The organism is Paenibacillus illinoisensis NBRC 15959, from assembly GCF_004000925.1.
Taxonomy (GTDB): Bacteria; Bacillota; Bacilli; order Paenibacillales; family Paenibacillaceae; genus Paenibacillus; species Paenibacillus illinoisensis.
The window spans coordinates 224,180-246,482 of sequence record NZ_BIME01000006.1 but is presented as its reverse complement, the minus strand read 5'-3'; the positions used below and the strand labels follow the sequence as shown (position 1 = coordinate 246,482).

16 protein-coding genes are annotated in these 22,303 nt (G+C 49.2%); 6 read left to right on the top strand and 10 right to left on the bottom strand.

Features of this window, described 5'->3' with window-relative positions:
- Positions 1 to 411 precede the first annotated feature (411 nt).
- Together PIL01S_RS16710 and PIL01S_RS16705 are read left to right on the top strand one after the other, a co-directional pair.
- Positions 412 to 990 (top strand): hypothetical protein, encoded by a 579-nt coding sequence (locus PIL01S_RS16710; protein WP_127538473.1) that lies wholly within the window; start codon positions 412 to 414, stop codon positions 988 to 990.
- Between the two features lie 246 nt (positions 991 to 1,236).
- On the top strand, positions 1,237 to 3,009 hold the full coding sequence (locus PIL01S_RS16705) for an alpha-glycosidase (RefSeq protein ID WP_127538472.1): 1,773 nt from the start codon (positions 1,237 to 1,239) through the stop codon (positions 3,007 to 3,009).
- Positions 3,010 to 3,293: 284 nt separating this feature from the next.
- Here PIL01S_RS16705 and PIL01S_RS16700 read toward each other — a convergent pair whose 3' ends face one another.
- From PIL01S_RS16700 to PIL01S_RS16690, 3 genes are read right to left on the bottom strand one after another with little or no spacing between them, the layout of a single operon-like run.
- Positions 3,294 to 4,709, bottom strand: a complete 1,416-nt coding sequence (locus tag PIL01S_RS16700) for a class I adenylate-forming enzyme family protein (RefSeq protein WP_127538471.1) — start codon at positions 4,707 to 4,709, stop codon at positions 3,294 to 3,296.
- Entirely contained in the window at positions 4,706 to 6,121 is a 1,416-nt protein-coding gene (locus PIL01S_RS16695; RefSeq protein WP_127538470.1) for a cysteine peptidase family C39 domain-containing protein, read from the bottom strand. Before PIL01S_RS16695 ends, PIL01S_RS16700 begins: the two co-directional genes overlap by 4 nt.
- A 2-nt stretch (positions 6,122 to 6,123) precedes the next feature.
- Complete coding sequence (locus PIL01S_RS16690) at positions 6,124 to 7,500, bottom strand: alpha/beta hydrolase (RefSeq protein WP_127538469.1); 1,377 nt, start codon at positions 7,498 to 7,500, stop codon at positions 6,124 to 6,126.
- A gap of 502 nt (positions 7,501 to 8,002) precedes the next feature.
- Between PIL01S_RS16690 and PIL01S_RS16685 the strand changes: the two genes are divergently transcribed.
- A complete protein-coding gene (locus PIL01S_RS16685; protein ID WP_371859967.1) occupies positions 8,003 to 10,159 on the top strand; it encodes an alpha-amylase family glycosyl hydrolase in 2,157 nt (718 codons plus the stop codon).
- An 82-nt stretch (positions 10,160 to 10,241) separates the two neighbouring features.
- On the opposite strand, the gene PIL01S_RS16680 is transcribed toward PIL01S_RS16685, so the two are convergent.
- The 4 genes from PIL01S_RS16680 to PIL01S_RS16665 form a co-directional block, all read right to left on the bottom strand.
- Complete coding sequence (locus PIL01S_RS16680; protein ID WP_127538468.1) at positions 10,242 to 11,528, bottom strand: MFS transporter; 1,287 nt, start codon at positions 11,526 to 11,528, stop codon at positions 10,242 to 10,244.
- 150 nt (positions 11,529 to 11,678) lie between these two features.
- Positions 11,679 to 12,515 carry a sugar ABC transporter permease gene (locus PIL01S_RS16675; RefSeq protein ID WP_127538467.1) on the bottom strand — a complete coding sequence of 279 codons (837 nt, stop codon included), beginning with the start codon at positions 12,513 to 12,515 and terminating at the stop codon, positions 11,679 to 11,681.
- On the bottom strand, positions 12,512 to 13,867 hold the full coding sequence (locus tag PIL01S_RS16670) for a carbohydrate ABC transporter permease (RefSeq protein ID WP_127538466.1): 1,356 nt from the start codon (positions 13,865 to 13,867) through the stop codon (positions 12,512 to 12,514). Before PIL01S_RS16670 ends, PIL01S_RS16675 begins: the two co-directional genes overlap by 4 nt.
- Positions 13,868 to 13,912: 45 nt before the next feature.
- Positions 13,913 to 15,202, bottom strand: a complete 1,290-nt coding sequence (locus PIL01S_RS16665) for a sugar ABC transporter substrate-binding protein (RefSeq protein ID WP_127538465.1) — start codon at positions 15,200 to 15,202, stop codon at positions 13,913 to 13,915.
- A 444-nt stretch (positions 15,203 to 15,646) separates the two neighbouring features.
- Here PIL01S_RS16665 and PIL01S_RS16660 point away from each other — a divergent pair, with 444 nt between their 5' ends.
- Positions 15,647 to 16,681, top strand: coding sequence for a LacI family DNA-binding transcriptional regulator (locus PIL01S_RS16660; RefSeq protein WP_095361074.1), 1,035 nt, complete (start codon positions 15,647 to 15,649; stop codon positions 16,679 to 16,681).
- Positions 16,682 to 16,831: 150 nt separating this feature from the next.
- On the opposite strand, the gene PIL01S_RS16655 is transcribed toward PIL01S_RS16660, so the two are convergent.
- Complete coding sequence (locus PIL01S_RS16655) at positions 16,832 to 17,590, bottom strand: SDR family oxidoreductase (RefSeq protein WP_127538464.1); 759 nt, start codon at positions 17,588 to 17,590, stop codon at positions 16,832 to 16,834.
- A 192-nt stretch (positions 17,591 to 17,782) separates the two neighbouring features.
- On the opposite strand from PIL01S_RS16655, the gene PIL01S_RS16650 reads away from it, so the two are divergent.
- Together PIL01S_RS16650 and PIL01S_RS16645 are read left to right on the top strand one after the other, a co-directional pair.
- Positions 17,783 to 18,376: a TetR/AcrR family transcriptional regulator gene (locus PIL01S_RS16650; protein WP_127538463.1), complete on the top strand. Its 594-nt coding sequence runs from the start codon at positions 17,783 to 17,785 to the stop codon at positions 18,374 to 18,376.
- A gap of 159 nt (positions 18,377 to 18,535) precedes the next feature.
- Positions 18,536 to 19,150 carry a hypothetical protein gene (locus tag PIL01S_RS16645; RefSeq protein ID WP_127538462.1) on the top strand — a complete coding sequence of 205 codons (615 nt, stop codon included), beginning with the start codon at positions 18,536 to 18,538 and terminating at the stop codon, positions 19,148 to 19,150.
- 176 nt (positions 19,151 to 19,326) lie between these two features.
- Here the strand turns inward: PIL01S_RS16645 and PIL01S_RS16640 are convergent, their stop codons facing one another.
- Both PIL01S_RS16640 and PIL01S_RS16635 read right to left on the bottom strand, forming a co-directional pair.
- Positions 19,327 to 20,466, bottom strand: a complete 1,140-nt coding sequence (locus PIL01S_RS16640; RefSeq protein WP_127538461.1) for a toxic anion resistance protein — start codon at positions 20,464 to 20,466, stop codon at positions 19,327 to 19,329.
- Between the two features lie 137 nt (positions 20,467 to 20,603).
- Positions 20,604 to 22,292 carry a vWA domain-containing protein gene (locus PIL01S_RS16635; protein WP_127538460.1) on the bottom strand — a complete coding sequence of 563 codons (1,689 nt, stop codon included), beginning with the start codon at positions 22,290 to 22,292 and terminating at the stop codon, positions 20,604 to 20,606.
- Positions 22,293 to 22,303: the final 11 nt, after the last annotated feature.

The window sequence follows — 22,303 nt, the reverse complement described above, 5'->3', positions numbered from 1 at the left end:
CTATTCTCACTTTCTGTTTGGTTTATGATTGCGGTTACATAAAATGGCGACTTTCGCCGATAACCTTTTCGAGAAATGCTTCGACGTGACATGAATACTCCAACCGATTATATCATCTGATGGTTTCGATGTACGTTAATTTCATGCATTTTTTGGTGAGGATTATATGAACAAACCACATTACTAATTCTATGGGGGCTTGTTGGCCTCTACTCATGTTCAGCCGAGCGTTCATATTTGAACATATGGATATTCCTTTATACCTATATAAAGTATCCGTCTAATGATTCAAATTTAAGGAAACAACAGAGTTCTCCGAATATTTGTAAAACTATTCCTGTAATTTCTTGTAATCCTATGTTAGATTATCCCTTGGAATAAAATCACATCTATAGATAGGGGACATGTAACGTGAAAAAGAGGTCTTGGGTATTATCCATTATTATGAGTTTTGTATTGCTGGGCGGGGTATTCGCTCCTGCTGGTTCATATGCGGCTGCAGCGGAAGACACCACCACTACATATTCGGAAGAGAACTACACGGAAGTGGACACGTCGGAACAAGAGCCGATTCCTAGCGCTGAAGAGGAAGATTTCCTGAACTACCTGGATGCACTTGATCGCACAACTGTTTATGAAAAGAAAGCCCTGGATTCCATTGGCAGCACGTATGTTACATCCGCCAACCGCAAATCCATCTTCCTGAAATTGAACAATACTGCGGTTCCCAATTACACCAAGTATGTATCCATGCTGAAGCAGATCAAGCCAGAGAACGCGGAGCTGCAAAAAATCCATAACAAACTGATCAAAGGAAGCTATGCACAGCTTGAAGGCTATCTGCTGTTCAAGAAATCCGTATCCAAAACCAAAGTAAACAGCGCCCTTCTGAAACAAGGCAATGCCAAAATTGACACAGGCATTAAAATTCTGGAGCAATACAAAAAAGAAATCCAAGCCTACGCCCAAGAACTGGGCTACGATTTTTAATGAAGCAAACTTTAGACGAACATCCCGAGCAGAGGCATGCACATCCACCTGCCTTTTCATTTAAATAAATTGAGATTTCAGGAAAAAAAAGTGTTTTCTTTTGCCGGGATAATTCGTATAATAGCCGTATAATCAAAAGGCTATGCTGCCGAAAGGTACAACCTCGTGAACAATGGAGGTTGTGCCTTTTTTGCGTTTTCATGGCCGAATATCATCTGAATTTCATCGTATAAGGAGTGATTCAACATGATTCTTGAAGCCATTTACCATCGTCCCAAATTAAACTGGTCCTATGCCTACGACCGGTCCACCATGCACCTGCGGCTGCGTTCCAAACGCGGGGATCTGGATGCCGTCATTGCCATTACCGGGGATAAATATGCCTGGGAGCAGACCATCACCCACACACCGATGCGAATCTTCGCCCGGGATGAGCTGTTCGATTATTGGGAAGTCGAAACCCAGCCTCCCTACCGGAGACTGCGTTACGGCTTCCAGCTGGTCGATGGCGAGAAAAACGTCTGGATGACCGAACGTGGATTCGAGGAAGCCCTGCCGGAACATCCGCTGGAATTCTTCGATTTCCCATTTATGAATCCGGTCGACATTTTTGAACCGCCTGCCTGGGTCAAGGACGCTGTATTTTATCAGATTTTCCCTGAACGCTATGCGAATGGTGATCCTTCCATTAGTCCAAAGAACGCCGAGCCTTGGGGTGGGGAGCCTACACCAGTTAATTTCTTCGGGGGTGACCTGCAGGGTGTACTGGATCATCTGGATCATCTAAGTCAGCTTGGCGTGAATGCAATCTACTTCTGCCCGCTGTTCGAGGCTACAACCAACCACAAGTACAATACGGCCGACTATATGAAGGTGGACCCTCATTTCGGGACCAATGAACAACTGAAAGAGCTGGTGGATGCCTGTCATCAGCGCGGCATTCGGGTTGTGCTTGATGCGGTCTTCAACCATTCGGGCAGAGAGTTCCCGCCTTTTGCTGACGTATTGGCGAACGGGGCAGCTTCCCCCTATGCGGACTGGTTCTATGTCAGGGATTGGCCACCACGCATTGAAGATGGCATACCAACCTACGATACCTTTGCCTTCGAACCGCTTATGCCCAAGCTGAATACGGAGCATCCCGAGGTTAAAGCCTATCTGCTGGAGGTCGCGCGGTACTGGATAGAGGAAATGGACATCGATGGATGGAGACTGGACGTTGCCAACGAGGTGGATCATCAGTTCTGGCGTGAATTCCGTCAAACAGTAAAAGCCATCAAGCCTGACGCCTATTTGCTCGGCGAGATCTGGCATGATTCACTGATGTGGCTGCAGGGAGATCAGTTCGATGCGGTGATGAACTACCCATTCACCAACTCGGTACTGGATTATGCAGTTCACGGCAAGCTGGATGGACTCGGCTTCGCGAATGAGATCGGCAAGCTGCTCGCAGCCTACTCCCAGCCTGTGACCGAAGTTGCCTTCAATCTGCTGGGCAGCCATGATACACCCAGACTGCTCACCCTGTGCGACGGGGATATCCGCAAGATGAAGCTTGCCGTTACTTTGCTTCTCACGTACCCAGGTGCACCCTGCATCTATTACGGAGACGAAGTGGGCCTGGATGGCGGATATGATCCTGGCTGCCGCAAATGTATGGAGTGGGATGAAACCAAGCAGAATCTTGAGCTTCTCGACTTCTTTAAGCAGACGATTGCCTTGCGCAAAGCGCACCCTTCACTGCGGAGCACCGAGTTGAAGATACTTCATGCCGAAGCTGGAGATCCGGTTATTGCGATGGAACGAGTGGATTCAGCCACAGGGGAACGTTTCCTTATCGTGCTGAACGCTGGTGACGAAGCCTGCAGTGTAGACCTGCCGTTGACGGATCGAAGCGTCTGGCGAGACCTGTTTACGACCACTTCTATAGAAGCGAAACAAAACAAACTGTCTCTGAAACTGGAAGCTTACGGATTCTCCCTGCTGCAGCTCGAAGTGAAACAACCTGCAGAAGCCTGATCACCTGACCATTCCTATGGCAGAACTCTAAGACTCAGACATTTCACCGTCCGTGCACCCTATTTCTTGATAACGAAAAAACAGGACAACATGCCATTACCGCAATATATCAATTCAATAAAATTCATTGAAATTCATTAATCCCATTCTCCTTCCGGGCAAAAAAAGGGCTGAACGTTGAATAACGTCCAGCCCTTTCTCTTACGCGTCACCATTAAGCGTTCCAATAGCCTAATGAATAATTAACCATCAAACATAACTCTTATTATGATATAAGCTTACAACTACTCCAAGTCCAGATCTGATGAAGTCTCTTCCCTCGCTGCCGCAACTTCATCCATGGGTGAATCAGCTGCTGCAGGTGTTCTGACTTTCTTCATTCTGGAGCTCAAAAGCCCCTCTTGCGTAATGACAATTTTCTGCGGAATCTTGTACGGAGGCAATTTGTCCTGGCAGTACGACCAGACCAGCCTTCGCAGCTCCACAAGCGTGCAATCTGTTGCGAGCTTAACAATGACCTTGACCTTCTGTCCGGTAATGCCGCTCGGTTCCCCTGTAACTACAGCTGCTTCGATACAGTCCATCTGTTCCAATATACTCTCCACTTCGGCCGGATACACCTTACGCCCGCCTACATTAATGATCTCGGAGCGGCGGCCGAGGATGCGGATGTAACCCTGTTCCAGTACTGCTTCATCCCCAGTACGAAGCCATCCGTCGTCGGTAAATGGCGACGGGGCGTTCAGATAACCGATCATCGCTGTTTCTGTCCGGATCTGAAGCTCCCCTTCAACTACCCTGAACTGGACGTGATCATCATGAATGGCAAACAGCAGCGATCCAGGTTCCTTGGAACGTGTTGGCAGAATGCCGAGTTCAGACATGCCATACGCCTGTATCGTTCGTATCCCAGGAAACCGTCGATTCCAGGCAGCCAGTACCGTTTCGGGCATGACCTCTGACCCGTAGGAGACAACTTCAAGACTCGATAGATCGTATGCCTCATTATTGCGGCCGAGCAGCAGCAGATTCATGAATGTTGGGGAAACCGGGAGAGCCTGAACTCGATGCTTCTCAATGGTCCGGCATACTTCCTCGGGGGAACGATCGGCAATAATGCACAAGCAGCCTCCACTGGACAGCGATTGCAGCATTGTATTCACACCACCGATATGATCAAACATCATGAACGGAATCGTTCGCAATGGCCGCACCTGCCGCCGGAAACGCTGTAAGAGCCGATCTGCACGATGAACCGTGGCCTTGCTCACACCTGTTGATCCGGATGAGAAGAGTACGAGTCCACCCACACCTTCCTGTTCAAGCGCTGCCAGTAAAGCAGGACGTGAACTGGCATTAGACTTATGCCGGATCGATATCCTGCCATTTTCAACGCCAAGACGCCACTGTACTTGTGCCAGCTGAATATATTCCTGCCGCTTGGCTTCTACTAAATGAGAGTCCATAGGCAGCAGAATGCATCCCTTTCCAAGAAGTGCGATGAACGCTGCGACCGCATAGGGAGAATAGTCCTCCTCCAGCGTTACGAGCTGCCCATGCAGTCCTTCTGCCGCAAGCCATTCATCCATCATCACGATCTGATCAAGCAACCATGCGTAGCTATACTCCCGATCTTCCCAGATGAATGCGGGACGCGCGCCTTGTTCTGCGAATCGTTCCAGCAGGAATTGAACGCTCATCCCGCATCCTCCTCCTGATCAGGCAGCCATTGCCGTTCCAGATAGCTCACCAGCGAATCAACCGTTTGATATGGACTCTCCGGCAACGAGGCTGCGGCCATCTCGGAAAGTGCGGCTCCTGCTCCCGTTCCCCATTCGTCTTCAAGCCCCTGTTCGACGACAGCAAGCAAGGACACCAGCTCCAGTGAATCCAGTTGTCCATCCCGGCCATATAGCGGTGCGTTCCCACCCTTGTCGAGGGGTATGGTCGTATTATGGTACGTATTCAGTTCCCGGCAGCTATCCAGCACAATGCGGAGCAGGGCATCCCTGTAGCCATTTTCGGTTCGCGGAACCATCTGCCGATTGAAGCACGCCTCCTGCGGGACAGCACTTCGGAGAGCTTCGTACCAGCGCCATTCATCGGCTATCAACTGATGCATTACCCTTGTTAGCTGTATCCGCCAATCCGCCCGCTGCTTGATCCGACTGACCTGAAGCAATTGGTTTGCTTTCTCCCAACGTTCAATGATTGCGTCAAACGCTACAGAATACTGATCCAGCGGAGAACCTAGCCATAGCGCGGCCTCTTGAAGCAGATCCCGGAGAAAATAGCGGCTCCAGCGCATATCAAACAACAGATTCGATACCAGTGTGTCATTGGCTTGCTTTCCTTCGTTCCCCTCCTGCAGTGCCTTCATCAAATGAAGGGATACTCCCTGTCCAAAATGAAGGCTGCGCTCCCCTTGTGTAATGGTCCTGCCCGTCATAAATTCACTGATCTGTGTCCCCAGCGCCTGAGTCAGTATGTCACGATAACCGGAAGAGTCAAGCTTCACCGTTGCACGGACGTCCATGGTGCCATAGGTACGCAGCTTCTCCTTGCGCTTGGCAGGAGCTAGCTCGGGTATGCTTTGGTTTCCTTTCCAGAATTCATGAAAGGCTTCTTGGGAGACCTTTCCCATATATTTCGAGGGAACCGGATCATAGACGTGAAAATGCTCATCATCGATGCCATACACTGCAATCCAGTGATCTACCAGATGCAGACGAGAGCCTGGTTTGACATGTTTACGGATGTACTCGGGGTTCTGATAATCTTCGCAATAAGGCAGGTGATAACCGGTTCCCGTAGCGAGAAAGAGTCCGCCTTCGCCTATATGCTGCCGCATATGCACCTTCCCCTCCTCGAAGCTGCCCAGCTCCCGCTGGCCGTACATCTCCCAGATCGGTTCCTCATATTCCAGCTTGTGAAAATAAGGCTTCACCAGTCCGTTATCCGCGCACGAAGGAAGGCAGTACAATCGGCTTGCGGCGAGCAGAGCCAGGCTGCTGATCGACCCTTGCCGCAGAAGCACCTCATGAATCAGAGGAAAGTTGCAGGGATAGTAGTAAGGGATGTCCATTACTGGAGCGAACGATTGGATCATCATGATCACTCGCCTCCTGTTCCCGCTTTAGCAGTCGAACTGCCCCAAGACTGGATGTGGTAATGTACTGACATGTTATCTGTTGCCCGAATAACCCGATTGGCTACTGGCATGCCATTTTTATCCGTCTCAAAACGCCGGAAACCGCGTGTGAACCGGAAGGAAAAACCGCTGTCGCGCGGAACAAGATAACAGCCTTCATAACGCCCCGTTCCCGTACGAACCAGCTTCATGCCCATCCCTCCATATATGGATTCAGCTGGTTCCTCTTCATTTTCCACTTCGGCACAGATACATACCTCAACGCGAGCAGAGAGTTCAGGAATAACGGTATATTGACGAGTCGTTGATAACTCTCCTACGGTCAGGGTGATGAGCGCACTGCCTGGGCCGACAGGCACCAATTCACCATTCGGACGTACTTGAAGCACATGCGGAAGACTTGTTGTATAGCTCCCTTCGAGCAGGCTCTGCACCCAGCCGCTATCATAGTGAAGCCGTGCATTAATGCATGTGTTCATTCCACCGGATAAACCAATGATCTCTCTGCCTTGCATTTCCAATGCCACAGGTTGGCCTACTTCACCGAACATGTACAGTAACGGAAGGTCGACGCGTGCGCCCCAATCCGATTCCTGATGACAGGCCTCCGGTTGCTCCAGAAAAGCCAGGCTATCCCGAGTTCTTGTCCCTCTCTCAAGTAATTCTTGAGCAACCCTTCTTACCTGGGAGGGTAGGAAGAGTCCTTCTGCATCCCCAATGTCCATCCACATTTGCACGTCTGGCACCTCATCCGGCAAGCGATACATGGCTTCTTCCAACAGACCGCTGTCCGACAATTCATCCAGCTGCACATCTACCAAAAATGGCGACATCATGACCAGTTTTCCGAAAACCTCTGGATTCCGCATGCCCATATGAAGTGTACATAGTGCCGCTGCTGATGAACCAAGCAGCCCTGTATTGGACTTGTCTGGAAGCGTACGGTATCGATGGTCGATCAGGGGCTTCAATTCATGAATGATGAAATGCTCGTATGCACCCCCTGAACAACCAACGCTAATCGCTTCCCTCTCGGGTGCAATGAAGTGATAGAACTCGTTGTGCGTAACCGGACGGACATGCGCAATGCCAACCATAATCAGTGGCTCGATCCGCCCGGCGATAATTAGCTCGTCCACTGCTCGATCCATATGCCACGTTTCATTGCCGGGTCCAGGTGGACCAAAAGCCCGCTGCCCAGCATGAACATACAGAACAGGATAATGCCGATCCGTCTGCTCCTGATAACCTGGCGGGAGGTACACATAAATGTTGCGGACATTGCCCAGCTGTGACGCACGAATACCTTCCAGACATTCAATGACCGATTGTTTATTCAAATGATCATCAACCGCCTCTCTTCTCCAGATTCCCCTGATTTGATTCATAAATCAGGTTATTGCACTTCCCTTACTCCATCCCCGCCATGCTCTGCATGCACAAACAACCCCGCCTCAGTAGAGACGGGGTTGTTTCAAGACACATCAATGTCTCAAAATACATGGCCCTCATATTGGTGGATATGCGAATAATATACGTCCCCGGATAGTCATTTGTAAATATATAATTAGAAAAAAAATGCTCCTAAAAAAGTTATTGACATAAGTGGCAATTTTTCTTACGATAACGATGTGATCATAACTCGAGGGCCATGCTTTTAAACCCAAGTGGTTTAGGACAACCCCGGTAACTCCCCAGGAGATACCGGGGTTGTTGGCGTGTCGAAGGAGGGAAGTCTTTAAGCCACAGAATGTCTCCTCGTACAATTGTAAGCGCTGTTATTCGAGAGCCAGGTTAGTTGTTTTTGTTGAAAACTACTACATTCATGAAGGGTGGATTACCATGTTTCAAATGGCCAAACGCGTTCTCCTCAGTACCACACTAACTTTCAGTCTGCTTGCCGGCAGTGCATTGCCTTTCCTGCCTGCTTCCGCGATTTATGCCGATGCGGATACAGCTGTCACCAACAAGCAGAACTTCAGTACCGATGTCATCTATCAAGTTTTTACGGACCGATTTCTGGATGGCAACCCATCCAACAACCCTACCGGGGCTGCCTTTGATGGCACGTGCAGCAACCTGAAGCTGTACTGCGGCGGGGACTGGCAGGGTTTGGTCAACAAAATCAATGACAACTATTTCAGTGACTTGGGTGTCACGGCCCTCTGGATCTCCCAGCCTGTCGAAAATATTTTCGCTACCATCAACTACAGCGGTGTAACCAATACAGCCTATCACGGCTATTGGGCACGGGATTTCAAGAAGACCAATCCGTATTTCGGAACCATGACCGATTTTCAGAATCTGGTAACCACCGCCCATGCGAAAGGCATCAAAATCATTATTGATTTCGCGCCAAACCATACGTCCCCTGCCATGGAAACCGATACCTCCTTCGCCGAGAACGGCAAACTGTACGATAACGGCAACCTGGTTGGCGGGTACACCAATGATACGAACGGATATTTCCACCACAATGGCGGCTCCGATTTCTCCACTCTTGAGAATGGCATTTACAAAAACCTCTACGATCTGGCCGATCTGAATCACAATAACAGCACGATCGATACATATTTCAAAGACGCCATCAAGCTGTGGCTGGATATGGGCGTGGACGGCATCCGTGTCGATGCGGTCAAGCACATGCCTCAGGGCTGGCAGAAGAACTGGATGTCATCTATCTATGCACACAAGCCGGTATTTACCTTCGGCGAATGGTTCCTGGGATCTGCAGCACCCGATGCGGATAACACAGATTTTGCCAACGAATCCGGCATGAGTTTGCTTGATTTCCGTTTCAATTCGGCTGTCCGCAACGTGTTCCGGGATAACACATCCAACATGTACGCGCTGGATTCCATGCTGACGGCTACGGCAGCAGATTACAATCAGGTGAATGACCAAGTCACTTTCATTGACAACCATGATATGGACCGTTTCAAAACCAGTGCTGTGAACAACCGCCGTCTGGAACAGGCTCTGGCCTTCACGCTGACCTCACGCGGCGTACCTGCCATCTATTATGGTACCGAGCAGTATCTGACTGGGAACGGCGACCCGGATAACCGGGGCAAAATGCCTTCCTTCTCCAAATCGACTACAGCGTTCAACGTGATCAGCAAGCTGGCACCTCTGCGCAAATCCAACCCGGCGATTGCCTACGGTTCCACACAGCAGCGCTGGATCAACAATGATGTATATATCTATGAGCGCAAGTTTGGCAAAAGCGTTGCCGTCGTTGCCGTTAACCGCAATCTCACGACGCCAACCAGTATCACTAACCTGAATACGTCGCTTCCATCAGGAACCTATACCGATGTGCTCGGCGGCGTGCTGAACGGAAACAACATCACGTCCAGTGGAGGCAATATTTCTTCCTTCACGCTCGCTGCAGGAGCTACCGCTGTTTGGCAATATACGGCAAGTGAAACGACGCCAACCATCGGTCACGTTGGCCCTGTAATGGGTAAACCAGGTAACGTCGTTACCATCGACGGACGCGGGTTCGGTTCCACCAAAGGTACCGTCTACTTCGGTACGACAGCTGTTACAGGCTCGGCCATCACTTCCTGGGAAGACACTCAAATTAAAGTCACTATTCCACCAGTAGCAGGCGGTGACTATGCAGTGAAAGTAGCTGCCAATGGTGTGAACAGCAACGCCTATAACGATTTCACCATCCTTAGCGGCGATCAGGTATCGGTTCGGTTCGTCATCAATAATGCCACAACCGCGCTGGGTGAGAATATCTACCTGACAGGCAACGTGTCCGAACTCGGTAACTGGACCACAGGTTCAGCTTCTATTGGACCGGCTTTCAATCAGGTCATTCACGCCTACCCGACTTGGTATTATGACGTAAGTGTTCCAGCCGGGAAACAGCTGGAATTCAAGTTCTTCAAGAAAAACGGCGCTACCATTACGTGGGAGGGTGGATCCAATCACACCTTTACAACCCCGACGAGTGGTACAGCCACAGTAACGGTAAACTGGCAATAACTAGCCAGGATTCATTAAGGAAGCCCGGAGCAGCGCTTATACAGCGTACACTCCGGGTTTTGACGTTTAATCTGTTTCTGGTTTATCGGTAAGTTCGAATGGACTTCAATGTGGTCGCGGCAAGGATTCCGGTTGCGAGCAGCAGCATGCCGAGTCCCTCCAGCACAGCCGCTGCCCCCCACTGATCAGCCATCACGGAGACAACTGTCAATCCCAGGATAGGCGCCGTGCTTGTAATTGTACCGACAACACCGTAGATTCTCCCCTGCAGCTCATCGGGTACCGCTGTTCTTAGCATGATCTGGGTGAGCATCGTGCAGCAGGCAAACATCGCTCCCCCGCCCATGATGAGCGGAAGTGCCATCATGGGAGAAGTTACCTGGGACAGGAGAATATAGAGCGGCCCCAGTACCAGCAGACCGATGAAAACCCATCGCCCTCTTCGCTTCATTCGTTTCCCCGATGCAATCAACACTCCCGATCCAATCATATAACCAAGCGGAATACACGTTTCAATCAGTCCAAACTGCACGGGGTCTGCCTCCCATACCTTGACTGCCATCACCTGAACTAGCATCATGGCCGACATGAAAAATAAAATCAGCAGCGGATTAAGCAATACGATCGACCGAATTAGAGGACTGCGGTAGATATAGGAGAATGATCCCCGCCATTCCTGAACGAACGTGGTCTGCTGATCGCCAGATCGCTTTACCTCCGGGAAACGGCCGGCCATCAGCACACATACCGCCGACAGAAGAAAAGTTGCTCCTGTAATCAATATGGCGACAAACCCGCCAAAGGCGGCAACGGCGACTCCGGCTGCCGCGAGTCCGCTGATTCGGGCCAGGTTATCCACCAGATGAATGGCCCCCGTAGCTTGCTGGATATGCTCCCTGCCCACCATGCTTGCCACGGACGCGTGGAATGCAGGCGCCTGAAAAAGGCTGGAGAACATGGAAAGCGATAGCATCAGCAGCAGCACAGGAAATGGTACATGCAGCCCAAACAAACCAATCGCGATACATATAGCCATCACGCCCCGAAATACATCCGAGGTCAGCATCAGCTTCCGGCGATCCAACCGATCAGCAACCGTACCAGCCAGTGATCCGAACAAAAAACTGACCGCCATGTTGCAGATTTGAACGGCAGCCATGCTCTTGGCACTTCCCGTCGTCTGGAGCACCCATAGACTGATGGCAATACCGTTAAAGCAGTCTCCGAACACGGAGATCCCATAGCCGTATAAAATCCTGCGGAAAGTGACATGCTGCCAGAGCTTTGGTGGAATGCTGTTTTCGCGCAGCACGGCTTGTCCATCTTCATATCCAATCGCCTCGGGCTCAGTGGACGGTATTATTCCCATACATCCCTTTCCTCCCCTAATTAAGATGGAGCCCTATGCAAAATCAGGCACTTCCGTTGTCATGTCCGTCGAAAAGAGACATGACATGGCGGAAGTGCCTGAATGTGCTGCCGCGTAGAGGCGGCCATCTATGCTGTTAATGGCACGGCATCATCCTTTGGAAGCACCTGTTGTGAGCCCCTGAACAAGGAAGCGCTGAAGGAACACGAACAACAGCGTAATTGGTATCGCGATCAGCACAGCCCCTGCAGCAAACATAGTGAAGTTACTGTCCTGGTACCGATTGACCAGATCCCACATGCCTACTGCAAGCGTCCAGTTTTCCTTTGTCCGCAGAACAAGCCGGGCGAAGATGAAGTCCATCCATGCGCCAGTGAAGCTGGTTAACGCCACATAGGTCAGCATCGGTTTGGATAATGGCAGGATGATGCTGGTGAACACCCTCAGGTGACTCGCACCATCAATGCGTGCTGCCTCATCCAGACTACGCGGAATTGTATCGAAGAATCCTTTGACGATAAATCCGCCGAGTACGGCTCCGGAAGAATACACCAGGATCAACGCGGCATGCGTATCGAGCAGCTTGATCTGCAGCAAAATGATATAGATCGCGATCATACTCATAAAGCTCGGGAACATGCCGAGAATCAGCATGGTGGAGAGAATCGTCTGCCGCCCGCGAAACCGGAAACGGGATAGGGCATACATCCCAAGCGTTACCATCAGCGTGGAAAAGATCATGGTGAAAAAGGCAATTTTCAGCGTGTTCAGATACCACCTGCCATACATGAAGGATGGATTGTTGAACAATTCGCCATAGTGGGACAAGGTAAAGGCTTCAGGCCACAAACGCTCGCTGAACAGTGCCGCACCAGGCCGCAGGGAAGAGAGAAAGATCCACAACACCGGATAGACGGAGACCACGGCAATGATGATCAGCAGCACATAACTAAGCGTTAGCCGCAGCGGATTATTGCGTTTCTTCATTGAATCATGTCCTCCTCCTTGAACGATTTGGAGCGACGGAAATTCCAGATGGAAAACGACGCGATAATAATGAAGATGATGATGCCCACCGCTGAAGCCATGTTGTATTTGTTGTTGTCCAGCGTAAGCTTGTAGAGCCAGGTCACCAGCAGGTCTGTTGCTCCCGCATACTGGTAGTCGCCTCGTAACGGATTACCGTTGGTCAGCAGGAATATGACATTGAAATTGTTGAAGTTTCCGGCAAATTGCATGATAAGCACCGGAGTTGTTGCAAAAAGGATGAATGGCATGGTGATGATCCGGAATTTCTGGAATGCGGATGCTCCATCCACTTCAGCGGCCTCATACAGATCACGTGGAATCGCCGTCAGAACGCCAAGGATCAGCACCATGCTGACCGGAATACCGATCCACATGTTAACAACAATGACTGTGACCTTGGCCCAGAACGGATCGGTCAGCCAGGGCAGTCCCTCCAGACCAAAAGCTCTCATATACGTATTAATTGGACCGAATTGACCATTAAACAGGTTCCGCATGAGCAGCAAGGAAATGATCTGTGGTATGGCATAAGGGAGAATGAAGATCGTCCGCCACAGCTTTTTGAACCGGATGCCTCGCTGCTCAATCAGCAGCGCTACAAGTACCCCGCCAAAATAAGTGGTCACGGTTGCGAGTATCGCCCATATAACCGTCCATGTTAATACGCCATAAAAGGTGTGACTCCATGATTTGAGCTGAATCAGGTCACTAAATGTCTTGAACCCTACCCAATCCACGAGCTTGGCAGGAGGAATATGATCCGGTGCCGAGTAGTTGGTAAACGCCAGGGTGATTGTAAACAGGATCGGCATGATCGTGAAGAACAGCACCCCCAGAGCCGGAATGGACAAAAACAGATACGGAAAATTTTTGTCCATCATGTTACGGAGTGAAGCTGCCGCTCCCAGTGTTTTCTTTCCTTCCTCCCTCGCAAGTCCCGTAAGGTACGCATCACGGATGTTCAGGATGTAGACAATGATAAACACAAAAAACACGAGCAGCACAATAATTCCCTCTAACAGTAAAAAGATTGAATGGTCGCCCCGCTGAAGCACCGTAGACCCATTCACTTTGACAAAACGCTGCGTATTTTCCCCCAGTGTCCATATTCCCCATACGGCCTGCGACAGGCGGGGAAGCAGGTAAGCAAGACCTGCCCCCTCCAGTAACAGTAAGAAAATTCCCTTGATCCATTGCCGGTTGTACAGCTGTCCTAGACCCTGCAGTATGATGGAACATATGGCCGCTGTCATCCGGTGCTGCTTTTCCCTGCTTTGCGGAACAGACACCGGGACATGCTGCTGTTTCATTCGCTCTCTCCTCTCCACCTTCTCCTTACCAGGTGCTCCGTCCGATTATTGAACTGTTGCCAGACTCTCCTGGATCTGCTTCACGGCGTTATCCAGCGACGCCTTCACATCCTTGCCGCCATCCCAGATATCGGTCATGGCTGAAGTGATCGGGCCCCAGACACTATCCATCGCGGGAAGCGAAGGCATTGGCGTTGAATTGTTGAATTGTTCGAGGAACGCCTTGTTGATTGGATCCTCCTGTACCTTCGGATCGGCTGCCACGTTGGCGTTGGCAGGAAGCGTGCCGTTCATCTCAAAGTTGGTCATCTGGGCCTCTTCGTTGGAGAGGAAAGCCGCAAAGAGTTTGGCTGCATTCGGATATTGCGTGAATGCATTGACGTAATAGGCTTTCACGCCAGAAAAGGATGTCATTGGCTTGCCATCGATCGCCGGGAGCGGTGCAACGCCGAAATCAATACCTGCATTGCGATAATCGGCAATCGTCCAAGGACCGTTAATGTCCATAGCCAGTTTCCCGCTGGAGAACAGTCCTTTTTTGATATCATAGTTCACGTCACCCATCTTGAGCGGCAGCACTTCCGACTTCAGTGTCTTCAGGAACTCCCCACCCTTCTGGGCTCCTTCGTTATTCAGGCCAAGATCTTCGCTGTTCATTCCGTTATCCCCGAAAATATAGCCGCCTTGGGAAGCCAGGAACGCATAATTGTAATAGAACTGCTGCAATTCCCACATGAGGGCATATTGGTTGGATTTCACATCATTAAAGGTTTTGGCGAAGCTGACAATCTCCTCAAAATTCTTCGGCGCTTCCGGATAAAGTGCCTTGTTATAGAAGAGAGCGTACGTTTCCACACTGTACGGATATCCGTATAAGATGTCCTTAAACGTGACGGCCTTCAGCGCATTTTCGCTGGTGTTCGCTACCGTCTCTGCCTCGAATATATCATTTGGCAAAATGAGACCTGCTTCTGAAGCGCTTCCAATCTTGTCATGCGGGAATACGACAACATCTGCTGCGAGTCCTGCCGGACCGTCCGTTGTCAGCTTGGTTACCTGATCGGTAGGAGGCAGCTCCTCCATCTTCACGGTTACACCATACTTTTCCTCAAACAGCCTGGCTCTTTCCTCTACAAAACTCTGTTGGTTCTTATCTTCCCAGATGACCAATGTTGCGCCTTCTTCCGGCTGAAGATTTTCGGCTGTCAGCTCTACAACTTCCTCCGTATCTCCGGTTCCCCCCGCTGCCGGAGAGTTCGTTCCACCACCAGCCGAGCACGCGGCCAATGTAAAGGCCACGATGACGGACAATGTTGCCCCTTGCCATTTTCTCATGTAAATGTCCCCTTCCCTCTGTTTGGTTCAACCAGTCTCGCGCTCTCCACCCTTGATTGGTACGATTGATGCAGGTTTTGCAATCCATGTTCGCTTTTGCACAAACGTTTGCTCAAATGGAAGACAAGGATACTTCTAAGTATGTATTCAGGGAGAAATATTCTAAGATGCAGGCTAAATCCACTTATGTAAGCGCTACAACAACAATCAAATCATACAATATCAGGCTTTCTTTGCACAAACGTTTGCACAAGCCATATTTGTTCAATTTCATCCATATTTCTTGTTCTAACGCCAGTAATTTCCTGTTTGCTTGATCTGTCTTCTTCTTCCTTATTTTTACTTCTCCTGTATCCTCCATGCTGCAGTTTGCAATTGATTTATCGAATCTGTTGCATTACCATAGGAGAATGTTGAAATGATGGATCAGAAGGGATTTTTTACATGATTACGATCAAAGATATTGCCAAAATGGCGGGTGTCTCCCCTTCTACAGTTTCACGGGTGATTTCCAACCATCCCAGAATCAGCACCGAGACGTCTCTCAAAGTGAAGCAAATTATGAAAGAACTAAATTACCATCCCAATATCATGGCCAAGAGCCTTGTATCCAAAACGACCCAAACCCTTGGCATCATGCTTCCACGTCCTGCAGAAGAATTGTTTCAGAACTACTTTTTCGGAGAACTGCTGCGAGGAATTATTACGCATGCCACCCGCATGAATTACGAACTGCTGCTGACCACTGAAACGTCATCAGACAATGAATTGCACGCCATTTCCCGCCTGGTTCATGGACGAAGAGTGGATGGCATTCTGCTGTTAGGCTCCAAACGGGACGATCCAATCATCTCCTTTTTGGAGGAGGAAAAGTTCCCCTTCGTACTGATCGGACGCAGCGAAGCTCACCCAGACGCGCCCATGGTTGATAACGACAACGTACAGACCGCTTATGATGCGACCCAGCATTTAATTGCTCAAGGGCATACACGGATTGGATTCGTCAGCGGCCCGCCGGACATTACGTTATCGCATGACCGCATGCAAGGATACCAAAAGGCGCTTGCCGAAGCGGGACTTCATACCAATAATGACTGGATTGTGGAAGGTGAATTCCTACAAGAGAGTGGATTCCGAGCCATGTCATTGTTCATGGCCCTGCCGGACAGACCTACTGCCATCGTCGTGATTGATGACAATGTTGCTTTTGGCGTACTGAGAGCTCTTGCCGAACTTGGTTACCGTGTACCTGAGGATATCAGTGTAGTCAGCTTTAACAACATTGCCTTATCAGAACTGGCTTCTCCGCCTTTAAGCTCCATCGATATTGGAACCTACCAGCTTGGTTATACTGCCGTTCAAGTGTTGTTGAAAATTCTGAACAGGGAAACGCTGCCTCAGAATCCGGTCATTATTCCGCATCGTTTAATTGTGCGCGAATCTTCTCTCTTTTCGAAGTCTAAACCGGCCTCCATTTAAATGATTTTTGAGCTTCGTTAGAGCAATGCAAACGTTTGTCCTATTACTTGAATTGCCTATAGTTAGTAGCGATGGATGGCAGCAAAAAAAGAAGCCGCAGCATGCGGCTTCTCGTTTACATATCATTATCCGATTTATACTATGGACGGATTAATAGGAATTCCACCCTGAGTCCGCTTCAATCACAGTTCCGTTTACGAAACTGGACTCGTCCGAGCCGAGGAACAGCGCTACCTTGGCAATCTCTTCACTTGTTCCTATGCGTGGGTTGATCGCCATGCCCAATTGTTGTCTGGACGCACCGAATTGGCTGATCCCTGCCATGGAGGCACCGATATTGGTTGCTACCCCTCCCGGAGCGATGGCGTTGCAGCGGATACCTTGCTCTGCATACATAAACCCTGTGTTTTTAGTGAATCCGACTACAGCATGCTTCGAAGCCGTATATGCCGCTCCAGCACGTCCACCATGCAATCCGCCTGCCGAAGCAACGTTCACGATGACGCCGTTTTGCTTTTCCTGGAAGATCGGCAGCACTTTGCGCGTTGTACGCATGACACTTGTGGTATTCACCGCAAAGAGTCGTTCCCACTTCTCATCCGTTACCTCTGCAGCTGGTTCCATGCCATCCATAATTCCTGCATTGTTCACCAAAATATCTACTGTACCGTACGTGCTAACTGTCGTATCGATAAGGTTTTGCACATCCTCTTCTTTGGCTACATTGGCCAAAACCACGATGGCTTCACCGCCTTGGGCTTTGATCTCATTGACGACCGTCTGTGCGGACTCCTCGTTGATATCGGATACAACCACTTTGGCCCCCTCTTGTGCATAGAGCGTGGCGATTGCTTTCCCCATACCTGAACCTGCACCTGTAACAACAGCTACTTTATCTTGAAGTTTCATCTCATGTATCCTCCTTTGTGTATTCGTTTACAATAAGTTAACAAACAAATGTTCATTAACTCCTATCCTTAGTATAATAAGTCATAGCATTCTGGTTCAATCAGTAAAAGCTTTCCCTTTTGTACGTTATTGAACACGATGGAGCATAAATGTACTTTTACTCTAAATAGGCCATTCCCAGGAGGATTCTATATGTCTGATACTTCCAATTCAATGGATAGAAGAATCAAGAAGTCAAAAGCTGCATTGAAGGATGCACTCATCCATTTGATGCAAAAATATCCCTTTAAAGAAATTTCCATCACGGATATTGTCCAGCTTGCGGATCTGAACAGAGGCACCTTCTACCGACATTATCAATACAAGGAAGACCTGTTTGATGAGATTATTGATGATGTGATACAGGATCTGGTCACTTCTTTTCGCAAACCCTATCAAGGTATGGAAAAGTTCGAGGTTGGTCTGATGCCCTCTTCGGCAATCACCATATTTGAGCATGTGCACCAGCACGCACAATTCTACACGCTGGTTGTAAAATCCGAGGCTTCTTCCAACTTCCAGCGCATGATCTGTGATGTTCTTCGGGATCTCTCCTTACAGGATCTGAATCAAATATTCCCGCAGCACATTAACCCTGAACTGCTGGCAAGCTACCAGTCCCATGCGATATTCGGCATGATCCTGGAGTGGATTAGACAGGATTTCAAGCACAGCCCCGCTTACATGGCCGAGGAGTTATTCAAGATCATTCATTACCGGCCTGACAATGTCGTGTTGAAAGACTGAAAATGAATACCGCTATTTTCAATATAGTATGGTGATCGAGATGATTTCGAGGAAACTTCACAACCAAAATGATGTAAATACATTCCTGTAACTTTTGCTGAATCTATGTTAGATTATCATCTGGAATAATATTACATACACAGACAGGGGACATTTCGCTTGAAGAAAACATGGTTATTATCGTCAATTGTAAGTCTTTCTCTACTCGGTGGAGTACTTATGCCTATGGGGTCATATGCAGCTGCAGCAGATGATGTAAACCCTACATATTCGGATGAGTTTGATGCCTACGAAGAGGATACGATTACAGATGACAACTGGTACGAGGATTTCGCCGAGGAAGAACCAGAGCTAACGGCAGACCAACAGGAATTTGAAAATTATCTTAATCAGGTTTTTGCCCTAGAATCCTATGAGGAAAAAGCCTTTGATGCTTTGGAAAGCATCGGCTCCAGTGTTAACTCAAGCAATCGCAAATCCATGTATCTAAAACTTACGAATACAGTTATCCCCAACTATACGAAATATGTATCCAAGTTAAAACAAATCAAGCCTACCAATCCGGAACTGAAGAAAATTCATGCCACATATGTTAAGGGGAGCTATAATCAACTTGAAGGGTACTTGCTGTACAAGAAAGCAGTGTCCAAGACCAAAGTGAATTATACCCTACTTAAACAAGGCAATGCTAAAGTAACCACTGGAGACGAACTACTTGATTATACCCAACTACAACTGTACGCCTATGCTAGAAAGATGGGTTATGATATTTAAATGTTATAGGGAATATCATCAGGGAGTCATTAATGCTGTTATTGTCGAGCTCATCGATAATGCCACATCTTATTAAAATTCAAAAAGCGACCTTTCTCCAATTAAATTGGGAACTGGTCGCTTTTGAATTACAGAATGTATAGGAAAATGTGATGCAATCCCCATTTCACTCTTGATCACAACCCCAGCTTCTGCCCTTTCTCCAAGCGCTGGATCTGCTGCTCTCCGGTATCCGCAAGTTCACGGAACTGGTTGATCGTCTCCCGCATCCGCGGTAGTGCCTCCTGCTTATATACACTGATGGAGTCCAGTGCGGACAGCACGTCCGTGAAGGCCTGCTTCATCGTATCGACGGAAATGCTGGCATCATACGCCTGCTTCTGAATCGCGATGCCTTGATCCTTCAGCATTTTGGACGTGCCTGCAATCAGGTCATTGGTCGTCTGATTGAGCAATTCAATCTTCTGCAGAACAATCTTCTGATTGTACAGCGCACTGGCAACGGTTACGGCAATTTTCAGTGCAGAGATTGTCACATTCTTAGCCCGGTCGACTCCGCGGATCAATTCCTTGTTGTTGCGGATGACCACCTCAATCGCCATGATGCCCTGCTGGTTCACGACCAGCATCTGCTGCAGATCCATGACCCGCTGACGAAGCGGGAATAATACTTCTTCCGTAATAAACCGGACTTTCTCCGGGTCCTCATTCCGAACCTTCGCTGCTTCAATCTGTCCGTCGATCGATTCATCCATGAGCACACCGAGCTGGATTTCCTTTTGCAATCGTTTGGTCAGCTCCCGCAGCGTCTGCTGCTCGATCTCCAGTGTCGTATTATCATTGCGCAATGTTGCCCTGCCTTTGTCCAGGGATGTCACGATATCGGCGATGACTGCATCAGCCTTCTGGTATTTGAGAAAATAAGCCCGCAGCGGGTTGAACAATTTGCCGAGGAATCCGGTCTTGGCGAAATCGACCACGCTGGGATCGAGATCCTTCAATTGCATGTGCAGCTCGGTCAAGCCTTTGGCAACCTGACCGCCCTCGTCTCCCGTCTTGGACAGATGTCCAACAGAGACTTGAAGCAACGCGTTTTTCTCTGAAGAGGATCTCATGGTGTTCATGCCAAAGCCTTCAATGGACTGTAAAATCTCCTTGCGCTTATCCAGTGATTCCAGATCCAGTGACATGATCATCTCCACGTTGGCGTTCGCCACCTGCTGCAGCTCCGCCACCTCGGCCGGAACGGGCTTCACCTCTTCCTCGATAACCTTCTGAATCTCCTTCTGGCTAGGTATTTCCATCGAAAACGACATCCAAACTCCCCCTTAATTACACACTTTATAAATGAACTAATGATGATTACACTCGGCCACTACGAATGCAGTACCATCTTCTGATCGCTGTTATCCCCAGATTTCTTGATCTCCCTTTTTCGGGGTAGATTACTTACTTACATCTGGACGTTAAACAGATTTCCGATCTTGTACACGACATCATCTGTATCGGCATTGATGCTGGCTGCTTCGTTAATGCTGGAGATGCTCTCCAAGGCTTTGATGTCAGCGTTGTATCCGATCGTGTAGATTGGCACTTGGTAGGTCTCGACCAGTTCACGTATATCTTTCAGTGTATGTCCCTCATTGGTCTCTCCATCACTCAGGACAAAAATCAGCGGTTTCACGTTCGGGTCAGCGGCCATATAGTCTTCCAGCATCTTCATGGCTACCACGATACCGTCAAAAGTCGCTGTACCGCCGCCTGCTTGCAAACTATCCACGGACCCGACGAACATGGACTGCTGGTTCGTATCATACTTGGCAATCGGCAGATTCACGGTTACCCCACTGGAATAAGAAACGAGGCCTATACTATTGTCGGTGCCCAGATATTTCTGACCTTTGCGAAGAGATTCCTTCAACCGGTTCAGCGGTTCCCCATCCATGCTTCCGGATACGTCCGTAACGAATACGGCAGCGATCGGTTTACTTCCGTTCTTTTTCTCTTTCCATACCTTCTGCGCGGATAATAGAGTTCCCCCATCGACGGTCGCCAGCTCAGACTTGTAATCCTGCAAACCGTTAAATCCGAATTCTTCCGCCGACTGCTGGTATTTCTCTTGGGTCACGAACTCCGCAAACTTCTGGATAATCTCCTGTTTGTTCTGCGGCAGCTGCCCCAGTGCATACAGCGGGCTGTCATGTCTTACACCAAACGGGGTAAAAACATATCCGCTCTTCAGGTCTGCGGTGTTGACGTATGTCTGGTATTCAAGCACAAAGGCATCCAATCGGCCCGACTTCGCGGCTTCGCGCATCTGAATGGTTGTGGAAGCCGTAAATGGCACATTGGCCTGGAACTTCTCGAAGCCTTCAATCGCTTTTTCCCCCAGCGGATTGGAGCTATCGTACGTGTTCAATGCCGTCACAAGAAAGTTAAGTCCTGTGGAGCTGGCAAACGGGTCGGTATACCCCATTGCGAGTTCATTGTTGGCAATCGCTTCGGTTACCGTTTTGACGTTAACGGATCCGTAGGTATCAACAAGCGAATCATATTTGGCTTTGGAGATCACAATTCCGGGGACGTTGCCCACGAGCCTATCGGATACCTTCTCCGTCTTCACCCCGCTAGCGGCTACCATTTCGCCCCACAGTTCATTGGAAGGGGTATATGCATCAGGTACGTATTTGCCGGACTTGATATAATCGGCTGCCGTACCGGAAGCGATATTACGGATTTTTACCGATACCGGTTGACCGCCCACTGTAATGTTGGCCTTGTTGAATTCTTCACTGACCTCGGTCAACCAGCCGTCTGCTCCGGTGCCCGACTTCTCAATGGAAGAGAAGATCTCTACATACTCGTTCGTGGTATTCTCAACGGTAATCGGGAACTTCGAGATATCCGGAAGGGCATCTGCCACATCAACCGGATCCAGATCAATCTGCCCCTTCACGGGTTCAGCCGTCGCTGGCGCAATGTCCGCATACAACTTGCCTAATTCTTTGCCTGCATTCTCTGTTGTCACCTGTGTACTGGATTTGCCGAAATTCGATGTCAATGTAATTCCTGCATAGACCAATCCGAACACGAGCACCAGCATCACAATTGATATGAGAAAAAACTTCCCCTTCTTCGCCATAAATGCAACCC

What these genes read in the sequence shown, in the direction of transcription:
- PIL01S_RS16705 (WP_127538472.1), top strand. Translation starts at nt 1,237, where the DNA reads ATGATTCTTGAAGCCATTTACCATCGTCCCAAATTAAACTGGTCCTAT.
- PIL01S_RS16700 (WP_127538471.1), bottom strand. Translation starts at nt 4,709, where the DNA reads ATGAGCGTTCAATTCCTGCTGGAACGATTCGCAGAACAAGGCGCGCGT.
- PIL01S_RS16695 (WP_127538470.1), bottom strand. Translation starts at nt 6,121, where the DNA reads ATGATGATCCAATCGTTCGCTCCAGTAATGGACATCCCTTACTACTAT.
- PIL01S_RS16685 (WP_371859967.1), top strand. Translation starts at nt 8,003, where the DNA reads ATGTTTCAAATGGCCAAACGCGTTCTCCTCAGTACCACACTAACTTTC.
- PIL01S_RS16680 (WP_127538468.1), bottom strand. Translation starts at nt 11,528, where the DNA reads ATGGGAATAATACCGTCCACTGAGCCCGAGGCGATTGGATATGAAGAT.
- PIL01S_RS16675 (WP_127538467.1), bottom strand. Translation starts at nt 12,515, where the DNA reads ATGAAGAAACGCAATAATCCGCTGCGGCTAACGCTTAGTTATGTGCTG.
- PIL01S_RS16670 (WP_127538466.1), bottom strand. Translation starts at nt 13,867, where the DNA reads ATGAAACAGCAGCATGTCCCGGTGTCTGTTCCGCAAAGCAGGGAAAAG.
- PIL01S_RS16665 (WP_127538465.1), bottom strand. Translation starts at nt 15,202, where the DNA reads ATGAGAAAATGGCAAGGGGCAACATTGTCCGTCATCGTGGCCTTTACA.
- PIL01S_RS16660 (WP_095361074.1), top strand. Translation starts at nt 15,647, where the DNA reads ATGATTACGATCAAAGATATTGCCAAAATGGCGGGTGTCTCCCCTTCT.
- PIL01S_RS16655 (WP_127538464.1), bottom strand. Translation starts at nt 17,590, where the DNA reads ATGAAACTTCAAGATAAAGTAGCTGTTGTTACAGGTGCAGGTTCAGGT.
- PIL01S_RS16650 (WP_127538463.1), top strand. Translation starts at nt 17,783, where the DNA reads ATGTCTGATACTTCCAATTCAATGGATAGAAGAATCAAGAAGTCAAAA.
- PIL01S_RS16640 (WP_127538461.1), bottom strand. Translation starts at nt 20,466, where the DNA reads ATGTCGTTTTCGATGGAAATACCTAGCCAGAAGGAGATTCAGAAGGTT.
- PIL01S_RS16635 (WP_127538460.1), bottom strand. Translation starts at nt 22,292, where the DNA reads ATGGCGAAGAAGGGGAAGTTTTTTCTCATATCAATTGTGATGCTGGTG.